This is a genomic window from Echinicola shivajiensis, assembly GCF_018642165.1.
Taxonomy (GTDB): domain Bacteria; phylum Bacteroidota; class Bacteroidia; order Cytophagales; family Cyclobacteriaceae; genus Echinicola; species Echinicola shivajiensis.
In genome coordinates this window covers 72,331-83,172 of the sequence record NZ_JAHHZM010000011.1, presented here as the reverse complement: position 1 = coordinate 83,172, position 10,842 = coordinate 72,331, and the positions used below count along the sequence as shown (strand labels likewise).

At 39.5% G+C, this 10,842-nt stretch carries 7 protein-coding genes; all 7 read left to right on the top strand.

What is annotated here, in order from left to right; all coding sequences use genetic code 11:
* The first annotated feature begins 30 nt into the window (after positions 1 to 30).
* The 7 genes from fbaA to KMW37_RS16830 all read left to right on the top strand — a co-directional run bounded on the left by fbaA (position 31) and on the right by KMW37_RS16830 (position 10,802).
* On the top strand, positions 31 to 1,092 hold the full coding sequence (gene fbaA / locus KMW37_RS16860; protein WP_215225829.1) for a class II fructose-bisphosphate aldolase: 1,062 nt from the start codon (positions 31 to 33) through the stop codon (positions 1,090 to 1,092).
* Positions 1,093 to 1,255: 163 nt separating this feature from the next.
* Positions 1,256 to 2,815, top strand: a complete 1,560-nt coding sequence (locus KMW37_RS16855; protein WP_215225828.1) for an alpha-amylase family glycosyl hydrolase — start codon at positions 1,256 to 1,258, stop codon at positions 2,813 to 2,815.
* A 235-nt stretch (positions 2,816 to 3,050) separates the two neighbouring features.
* Entirely contained in the window at positions 3,051 to 3,560 is a 510-nt protein-coding gene (locus KMW37_RS16850; RefSeq protein WP_215225827.1) for a winged helix-turn-helix domain-containing protein, read from the top strand.
* A 321-nt stretch (positions 3,561 to 3,881) separates the two neighbouring features.
* Complete coding sequence (locus KMW37_RS16845; protein WP_215225826.1) at positions 3,882 to 4,466, top strand: RNA polymerase sigma-70 factor; 585 nt, start codon at positions 3,882 to 3,884, stop codon at positions 4,464 to 4,466.
* Between the two features lie 157 nt (positions 4,467 to 4,623).
* Entirely contained in the window at positions 4,624 to 5,589 is a 966-nt protein-coding gene (locus KMW37_RS16840; protein ID WP_215225825.1) for a FecR family protein, read from the top strand.
* Between the two features lie 259 nt (positions 5,590 to 5,848).
* Entirely contained in the window at positions 5,849 to 9,304 is a 3,456-nt protein-coding gene (locus KMW37_RS16835) for a SusC/RagA family TonB-linked outer membrane protein (protein WP_215225824.1), read from the top strand.
* Positions 9,305 to 9,335: 31 nt separating this feature from the next.
* Positions 9,336 to 10,802, top strand: coding sequence for a SusD/RagB family nutrient-binding outer membrane lipoprotein (locus KMW37_RS16830; protein WP_215225823.1), 1,467 nt, complete (start codon positions 9,336 to 9,338; stop codon positions 10,800 to 10,802).
* The last annotated feature ends 40 nt before the right edge of the window (positions 10,803 to 10,842 follow it).

Sequence of the window (10,842 nt, the reverse complement as noted above, 5' to 3'; positions counted from 1 at the left end):
AAAGTAATCAAACCATTAAACCATTCAATTATGAAATTCAAACCAGGGATTAAGTTCGGTGAAGAATTGAAAGATTTGTTGGACTATGCCAAGGAGAGCGAATTTGCTTTACCAGCTGTCAATGTAATCAACACCAGTACTGCCAATGCAGTTTTGGAAACAGCTAAAAAGGTAAATTCACCTGTTATCGTTCAGTTCTCAAACGGTGGTGCGCAATTCTTTGCCGGAAAAGGTCTGGCTAATGATAAGCAACAAGCTTCTATTGCAGGTGCTGTTTCAGGTGCTATGCACGTTCATAAAATGGCTGAGGCTTACGGAGTACCGGTAATCCTTCACACTGACCACGCTGCTAAAAAGTTGATCCCTTGGGTAGACGGTATGTTGGCTGCAGGTAAAGAGTATTATGAAGCTTTTAAGAAACCATTGTTCAGTTCTCACATGCTTGACCTTTCTGAGGAAAGCCTTGAGGAAAACATTGAAACTTCTGTAAAATACCTAGCTGAATTCAAGAAATACGAAATGGCTCTTGAAATTGAATTAGGTGTAACTGGAGGTGAAGAAGATGGTGTTGACAATACAGATATTGACAGCTCTAAGCTTTACACTCAGCCTGAGGAAGTTGCTTATGCATATGAAGCCCTTAAAGCTCAAAGTGACTTGTTCACGATCGCTGCTGCCTTCGGTAATGTTCATGGTGTGTACAAGCCAGGTAATGTAAGCTTGCAGCCTAAGATCTTGAAAAACTCTCAGGATTATATCTGTGAGAAATTCGGATTGAGCGGTAAGCCAGTAAGCTTCGTATTCCATGGTGGATCAGGTTCTTCTGTAGAGGAAATCAGAGAAGCCAACAGCTATGGTTCTATCAAAATGAATATCGATACAGATATGCAGTGGGCATTCTGGGAAGGTATTCTTAATTATTACAAGGAGAATGAAGGTTATCTTCAGTCTCAATTGGGTAACCCTGAAGGTCCAGATGTACCTAATAAGAAGAAATATGATCCGAGAGTGTGGTTGAGAAAAGGTGAAGAGAGCTTTGTGAAGCGTCTTGAAGTTGCCTTCGACATGCTTAATGCGGTGAATAGAAACTAATTATTTCTATAATGCGGTATAGGAACCGTCTCAGGAGTTTACTTTAACATCTTTGTTCAATAGCAAGAATTTCCGAAAACTGGAATTCAAGAAAATGCAGATTGATCTGAGTGGTTAGATGACTTCTGAGGCGGTTTTTTTGTGCCCAAAAACCAAATGTATAATGAGTAAACTATTAAAATTTTCCATCTGTGCTGTATCTTTATTGATAGCGTTTGGTTGTGATACCCAGCCAAAAAATGACAAGGAGGTGAAAAACTATTGGCCTAAAGCGGGGATAACCTATGAGATCTTTATCCAATCTTTTTATGATACCAATGAAGATGGTATCGGAGATGTGAATGGGGTTATTGAAAAGCTAGACCATGTTCAGGATCTTGGCGCCAATGCCATTTGGTTTATGCCTATCATGCCTTCTCCTTCTTATCATAAGTATGATGTGACAGATTATAAAGCCATCCACCCGGATTACGGGACAATGGGAGATTTTAAAAAGCTTATTGAAGAGGCTCATAAAAGAGATATAAAAGTGGTCATTGATATGATCATTAACCACACCAGTGATGAACATCCTTGGTTTTTGGAATCAAAAAAGGGTAGGGATAATCCATACAGGGATTATTATGTTTGGGCTCAGGCCGATACAATTCAGGACTTTTTGGATAAAAAAGTGGTCACCTTGGACAGTGATAATATCCGTCAATGGCACGATCCAGGATACGGAAAGGATTACTATTATGGTTTTTTTACTGGGGATATGCCAGATTTGAACTTTGATAATCCTAAGGTTAGGGAAGAAATTTACGATATAGGAAGGTTTTGGCTAGAGGAAGTTGGTGTAGACGGCTTTAGGCTGGATGCAGCCAAGCATATCTATCCAGATGATAGGGCTGTAGATAACCATGCTTTTTGGAATGAGTTTAGGGCTGAAATGGAAAAAATAAAACCAGATATTTATTTGGTAGGAGAGGTTTATGATATGAAAGAGGTAGTCGCCCCTTATTTGACAGGGTTGCCAGCGCTGTTCAATTTTGATTTTCACTATACTCTTTTGGATGCCTTTGGAATGGAGGACGGTATGCTGTTGGCCAAAAAACAAAAAGAGATTATTGAGTTTTACAAGGGGATTACCAGTGATTTTATAGATGCTACCATTTCTTCTAACCATGATCAGCCGAGGTTGTTAAATGAATTGGGTAAAAACCCGGACAAGCAAAAGCAGGCCATCGCTATTTTGATGACCATGCCCGGAGCTCCTTATTTATATTATGGTGAAGAGATCGGGATGTTGGGTGAAAAGCCCGATCCGAATATTCGGGAGCCATTTCTTTGGGATGAAGTTTCAAAGGATATAGGCCGTACTAGCTGGATCGAGCCCTTAAATACTACTGATAAAACCGTAGTCCCTTTGTCTAAGCAAAAGGTGGATACAGACAGTTATTATAATCATTATAAACAGGTTGTTTATTTGCGCAATACCAATCCTGCATTAGCCATAGGAGATTTGGAGCTTCCTTCTGAAAAGTATCCCAAGCCTGTTATGGCATATAACAGGAAAACAGCATCCCAAGATCTGATGGTATTTCATAATATAGGAAAGAAAGTTATAGAAGTAGATTTGCCACCGGCTTATAGTAATGTTATTTATAGCTTAAAAGGAGCGGAGGTGAGTGGAGGTAAAGTGATCTTGTCTTCCTTTGGGTCAATAGTGTTAGAGAAATGATTGGAAAGGAGGCTGTCTTATTTTTTGAGATTGCCTCTTTTTCTTAAAAAAAATGATAAATAAGGTTTTATTTTTTAATTGTAAAAGTGTTGAAAACAAGGTGGCATTTTACTGGATTTACACTTTTGTATTTTCAGCACCATAAATTGCTTTTTAGGTTAAATAACTTAATTTTGTTTTAAATGAGTAAGATTTTTACTCAGACAAAAGGGTCTATGTTATATTTCCTCGGAGCATGTTAGATATATTGATCACCTCAAAAACCAGGGTTAAACTTCTGATTAAGTTTTTTACTCAGGAATCCAATAAGGGATATCTACGTGGATTGGCCGAAGAGTTCAATGAATCCACCAATTCAGTGAGAGTGGAGTTGAACCGTCTATCGGATGCCGGTATTTTGGTGTCAGAAAAAGAGGGGAATACTAAATCTTATTCTGCCAATAAAAAACACCCGCTCTTTAAGGAAATGAAAAATATGGTGGCCAAGTACCTAGGGTTTGATCGTTTGGTAGAAGTGGTTATTCGAAATTTGGGCAATGTGAGCAAGGCCATTGTTGTAGGTGACTATGCTCATGGAATTGATTCAGGACAAATAGATTTGGTTTTGGTCGCCAAAGATATCAACCAAGAATATTTGGATTTTTTAATAGAAAAGGCTGAAGATAAAATTAAGAGAAAAATAAATGTGCAAGTTTTTGACGAGGAGCCTGACTTTATAGATGGAATGGTCGTTTTTGATCTTTGATATAGTTTCTTTTTCGCTCAAGTTTATAGGATTATCTGTTTAAACATCAAAATTTTATTTTTCAATTGAAAAAATATTGATTTTTAATTTCATCCCATTGCTGATGTGTATAATGTAAAATATGTAAATGGTGGTTGTGTTTTTAACTTGTAAATAATGATTTTGTTGAAAAAATGTTAAAACAAGTTTTTAATTAACCTTAAAATTTATAATTTGACGTAAAGTTGGTTTAAATAGGTTTGTATTTAATCTTGTTTAGATTTTAATATTGTTTTGTTCCAGCTTTTATTTCGTTTATTCCGAAAACCACACCACTAGCCCATGAAAGAAATCGAATTAAGACTACTTAAACAAATCAGAAAAGGAAACGAGTTGGCCTTTGTTGAAGTGTATGATAAGTATTGGAAATTGCTTTTCAATAGCGGATATAAGCGACTTCGAAAAAAGGAGATTGTTGAGGGGTTGGTTCAGGAAGTTTTTGTGGAAATGTGGATGAAAAGGGAGAGTTTAGAAATCCATACCTCCTTAAACTCTTATCTATATACTGCTATGAAGTATAAGGTGATCAATCAAATGAAATCCCAAATGGTAAAGGAAAAGTATGTTGCCTTTGTGAATTCAAAAAGACCATCATTTGGAAGTGAAATTGAGGAAAAGATATTTTATAAGGAATTGGATGAAGCCTATAAAAAGGAGGTTTCAGGGCTACCAGAAAAAGCCAAAAGAGTATATACCCTAAAAAACAATGAAGGTAAAAGCTATGCCGAAATAGCAGAGAATATGGAGATTTCCATTAGCACGGTGGAAAAGCATATGATCAAAGCGCTTAAAATCCTCCGTAATAATTTGAAAAACTACTCTTTTTCGGCAGTTATACTTGGGGTGTTGGGACAGTTAAATCTCTAGGTAACTGTTTTTTACCAAACTTAAGTTTGCTGAATTATTTAAATACATAATGTTTTTTTATGGTATTATGATAAATGCATAAGTTTTTTTAATTTTTTTTGAATGATAATGGAGGGGGGAGATGATAAAGTTGACATAAGTATAGAAAGCAGTTAAAATGAACCTAGAGGAGATCAATAATTTGTTAGATAAATTTTTGTCCGGTAAGATCAGTAAGGAGGAAAAAGAATCACTTGATAAATGGTATCAAGATTTCGATTCCGAAGACGATGTTACTGCAGGGATGAGGCAGGAGGAGCAATTGGAGATTCGCAACAGGATGTTAAAGGCGATAAAAGAGCAGTCCTTTAAAAGTGAGATCAAGGAAAGCGATTCTCAAAAGTCAATAGGTAAATTATTTATCAAGGTGATGGCAGCAGCAGCATCCTTGGTATTGATCGCTGCAATTACCTATTCGGTATATTATCCGAGTTTAAAACCTGTGATTTACCAAACTGATCTTGGAGAAGTACTGATCATGAAGTTGCCAGACAGTACACAAGTCACGCTAAATGGCAACTCTCAGTTGAGTTATGAGCCTAACTGGTTGGGTAAGTTTGACAGGAAAGTAAGTTTAAAAGGAGAGGCCTTTTTTGAAGTGTTCCATACCGTTGATAAACGAAGATTCACTATAAATGAAGGAGCTGATATGGGGATCGAAGTTTACGGAACGGAATTTAATTATAGTGTTAGAGAGGGAGTCAATGCTGTAGCGTTGAAATCAGGCAGTGTAAAAGTAATGTTAACTGAAGATAGCAAGGAGGTCAAAAGGGAACATTTTCTTAAGCCTGGTGAGATGGCACGGTTTGATTCACAAGAAAGAAGCGTGGAGATAGATTCACCGAGTAATTTGGAGAGTTATTACGCCTGGAAGGATGGAAAGCTAATTATGGATTATTCCACTTTGCCAGAGATCATTGAAAAGTTGAGAGGTACTTATGGAATAACAATAAGCTTAGATACTTCTAGCTGGAGAGAAAAGAAAGTTTCAGGGACATTGCCACTGACTAGGAATCCTGAATCTTTGATATTGAATCTAGAACAGCTTTTTGATGTCGATATTGAAATAACCGAAGAGAAATAAAATTATTCTTCAATCAGATCGAACGAAAAGATCTGAAGAAGGGGGATCACCCTTCACCCTTAATTGATAATTCTTAAGATCAGTACTGATTTAATATTAGTACTTCCAGGAAAACTGTGTATGGGCTTTCCCTGGAAGAATATTGCCAAAAAAAAAACTGATTACCATTCGAGGGGAGAGGCAGGCTTGTTTAGCAAAATGGTCAATTGACACCTGAGCCCAAAATACGAGAGTATTTTAACCACTTAACCAAATACCTATGCTAAACACATTTACCAAACGCGTGTTAGTGTTAATGGCAGCCTTTGTTCTCTCTGAAGAGGCAAAGTCCCAACTACTCGCCGAATTTGCCCAGGTTCCGGATCGGTTTACGGTCTCCAGAGAGCCTTCGCTGCCAGATGTTTTTCGTAAGCTTGAGGCCATTTATAATGTGTCCATAGCCTATCCATCTGATTTGGCTGACGAAAAATGGTCCAAGGATTTCATCCCAAATCGTAGTCTTAGTATTGAAGAAAACCTAAGCAATCTGCTGAAGGATTCCCAGCTTATCTATCGTCAGGGGGTTGGAGAGTTTTATGTTGTCATGAAGAAAGAAGCTGAAGAATCTGTTAAAGAATCCCTTTCAGCGACTGTTGTTAAACCAAAAAAGGTGGCTTTTGAGAAAATAAAGGGTGTAGTATTGGATGAGGAGGGAATGCCTATTCCGGGTGCCAGTGTTTTGGTAAAGGGAACCATGAAAGGTAGTGTTACTGATTTTGACGGCAATTTCACTCTGGATATTGAAGATGGAGCTGCGGACCAAGTTTTGGTGGTTTCTTTCATCGGTTTTGAAACCAAAGAGGTAGCTATGGGGGCCCAGTCGGAATTTACAATCGTACTTAGCTCCAGTACTATGGCGTTGAATGAGGTCGTAGTAACCGCTTTTGGTCTTGAAAGAGATAAAAAAGCACTTGGTTATACTGTACAAAGTGTAAAGGGTGATGACCTTACGGAAGCGCAAACCCCAAACGTAGTAAATAGTCTTTCAGGTAGGGTAGCAGGTGTACAGATCAATGGGAACTCCATGCCAGGAAGTGGTGCCCATGTAGTTATTCGTGGTTCTTCCTCAGTTGCAGGTGGTAACCAGCCTTTGGTGGTTGTAGATGGTGTTCCTTTGGAACAGACTTCATCTAGGACTTATGGTAATGGCCTTTCAGAAATCAACCCAGATAATATTAAAGAGATTAATGTTTTGAAAGGTGCTACTGCAGCAGCTTTATATGGTTCCAGAGCCGCCAATGGGGTTATCATGGTAACCACCAAAGATGGTTCCGGCACAAAAGGAGTTGGTGTTGCGATCAATTCAAATATGACCTTTGACAATCCGCTAGTAAAACCCAACTTCCAAAACATTTATGGAGGAGGTGCAGGATACGGGACCTATTATGTTGATGGCCGCAATGGCTTTGATGAAGATGGTATTAGAGGAACAGCTGGAGTGGATGAGAGTTGGGGTGCTCCAATGGATGGTAGAATGGTTCCGCTTTGGTATTCAGCTCCTGAAAAAGTAGCATTGACTCCCCAACCAAACAACTGGGAGGACTTCTGGGAAACGGGTAAGACCATCAGTAATAACATAGCGGTTTCTGGTGGAAATGAAAAAGGTAATTTCAGGCTTTCCGTGGGTCGTCTCGACCAGAATAGTATCATGTACAATAATGATTATTACAGAAATAACTTCAAGTTGAATACTGGGTATAATTTCACTGATAAACTGAAAGTAACCATCAGTGCAGAGTATGTGAAATCAGGCTCTGATAACAGAAGGTATTCAAGTAGCTCTGACTTTATTTGGTCACACAGACATACTGATTTCACCAAATTGAAAAGCTGGAGAGATTATTATGATATCCAAAAGGAAACTTTTCGGGATGGCGATGACTATCCGTATGCTAACTGGCAACATGAGTACTTTACCAACCCTTATTTCCTGCAGGAATTCTATACCAATGCCAATACAAAGGATAGAATGTTAGGGAATATTGCTGTGAACTATGACTTTACTGATGAGTTGAGTTTAATGGTGAGAACAGGTACTGATTTCTGGACTGATACTAGAATCAATGTGACTGGTGTAGAGAGAACAAAGAACTTTGTGACTACCAAGGGATCTTATGAAGAAGAAGTGTTGAGAAGCCAGGAAACCAACAGTGACTTTATTTTTACCTATGATAAAGATTTTTCCAATTCCTTCTCATTGAAAGCCCAAGCAGGGGGAATCAACAGGACCAATTACTATAAAAGAAACTATGTTGATGTTAGTGAATTGACCATAGACGGTCTTTATAACCTAGGTAACTATGCCAGCCCTGTTACGCCAGAAAGCATGATCAGAAAGCAAGAGGTAAACAGTTTGTTTGCTTCAGCGCAGTTTGGATTGAACAATTACGTATTCTTGGATGTAACAGGTCGTAATGATTGGTCCAGTACATTGCCAGTGAAAAACAACTCCTTTTTCTATCCATCTTTGGCATTGAGTGCGGTGCTGACTGATATATTTAATATTCAAAGTAATGTATTGTCCTTTGCGAAATTCCGAGCCAGTTGGGCACAGGTAGGTAGTGATGCCAATCCTTATATGCTTAACCAGGTATATAATTCACAGGGGCTTTGGGCAGGCACCACCCCAACTTATGCAGAGTCTGATGAGATTGCCAATATCAACCTAAAGCCTGAGATCACCACCGGTAAAGAAATAGGCTTGGATTTGAGGTTCTTGGAAGGAAGACTTGGCTTGGATTTCACCTACTATGCTCAATCGACCACCAACCAAATTCTGGCAGTGTCCATCTCTAGGTCCTCAGGTTATGCCAGTCAGATCTTAAATGCCGGTGAAATTACCAATAAGGGAGTGGAGCTGATGATCTATGGTACGCCAATTAAAACCGATTTAGGTTTTGTTTGGGACATGTCATTCAACTTTTCTAGAAACAGAAACCTTGTGGTGGAATTGGCAGAAGGTTTGGAGAACTACACTTTGGAGAGCCAAAATAGTTTGACTTCAGAGGCTAGGGTAGGACAGCCTTATGGAACTCTTTATGGTAGAAGATACCAACGCTCTCCTGAAGGGGAGATTGTTTATAAGGAGGGTTTGCCTCAATTGGAAGAAGGAACCTTTGCCCTTGGAAATATCCAGCCTGATTGGATGGGAGGATTCTCCAATAACTTTAGCTATAAGAATTGGTCATTGAGTTCTTTGATCGATATCAGAATGGGTGGAGACCTATTTGACGTAGGAACTGGTTTGGCGCGCAAGACGGGACAATATGCTGAGACAGCTATCGGTCGTGAAGAAGGAATCATTGGTGCTGGTGTAATGAATGTGGGTACTGAAGAGTCTCCGGTGTATGTTGAGAATGATGTGATCGTCAATGCTTCTACTTTCTGGAATGCCCAGAACCCTAGGAACTACCATGAAGCTGGTATTTTTGATGGAAGCTTTGTGAAACTACGTCAGCTTAGCCTAGGTTATAGTTTCCCTAAAAACTTCCTTGGAAACAATTTTATACAATCCATGAAGTTGTCGGCAGTAGGAAGGAACCTGGCCTTACTTTACAAAAATCACCCACACATGGATCCTCAAGTTGATATGAAAGGTGGCAATGGGCAGGGTTTTGCCTACGGGCAGCAGCCTTCCACAAGAAGTATTGGTTTTAACCTAAGCGTTACTTTTTGATCTTAATTGAGGAACCTAAAAACAACGAGTTATGAAAAGTATTAAAAAACTATATAGCGTTCTTATGATTTCAGCGGCGGGCCTTTCAATGGGGGCTTGTACCGGAGATTTTGAAGAAATGAACACAGACCCTAACAACCCGGTGAGTATTTCACCGGCCTTGTTACTGCCAAATGCTATTCAGGTTTCAGTAGATAGGTACTGGGGGCATGAGGAAAGATTTGAAAGGTTGAATATAGATGCAGCCATGTGCTGGATGCAGCATTTGTCACGAAATATTTATATCAATGTCGAAGGGGACAGTTATGAGATTCCCTTGACGGTTTCTTCGGGAACCTGGAATGCCCTTTATAATGATGCCTTGGTGAACTTTGAAAGTGTATTGAAGCTTTCAGGCCCTGAGGGGGATTTTACCAATAGCAATTACTATGGAGTTGCTTTGGTGATGAAGTCCTTCACCTTTTCCTATATGGCGGATGTTTTTGGCCCTATTCCTTATTCTGAGGCTCTAAAAGGAACTGCAGCGGAGGCTATCAACAGTCCTAAATATGATTCCATGGAAGATATTTACGCTGGATTGATGGCTGACTTGAAGATGGCCAATGAGAATTTAAAAGTAGGAGGTCCGGCCATTAGTGGTGACATCCTTTTTGAAGGGGACATCATGAAGTGGAAAATGTTTGCCAATTCCCTTAGGTTGAAACTCGCCAATCACCAAGCAGCCAAAAAGCCAGCTGAATCCAAAGCCATCATGGCAGAGATTTTAGGTGATCCATCCACTTATCCGGTATTTACAAGTAATGATGATTTTGCCCAACTGCACCATGTAAATGTGATCGGCAGTAGAAATAAAATGTTCGACGTTTTCTCTACCCGTTCTGACTGGAATATCAGTAGTACACTGATCGATAAATTATTGGAATTGGATGATCAACGCATTACTGTGTATGCACAGCCTTTGGCAGATGGAACTTATGCTGGCCTCCCAAATGGTTTGACTGATGCGGCTGCTGGCACTTTTACTGCTTCCACTATTGGTACCAAGTTTTTGGATCCAACTGCACCTAGCATATTGATGAGTTATGCCGAACTGCTGTTCATCAAGGCAGAGGCAGCATTTGACGGAGATATCTCTGGTGACCCTGAAGCATTATTGGAAGAGGCTATTGCTGCTTCCTTTGATCAGCACGGTTTGGTAATGCCGGATGATTATATATCCAGAATCGGCACGGTAGATAAAGAGGCCATCATGACGCAAAAATGGTTGGCGCTGTTTGGCCAGGGAATAGAGGCCTGGACAGAATACAGAAGAACCGGTTATCCTGTTTTTCCTCCGGCTCACCCAAGTGCAGTTTTCTATAATGAAGGCGTATTGCCAACAAGAATTGAGTACCCAACTTCAGAGTACTCACTTAATAAAACTGCCCTGGATGAAGGTGTTAGGATGCTAGGTGGAGAAGATAATATGCGCATACCACTTTGGTGGGTGGAAGATTAAGTCAGTGTGTACCTTATTAGCAGTATTCAACTAAAGTAAA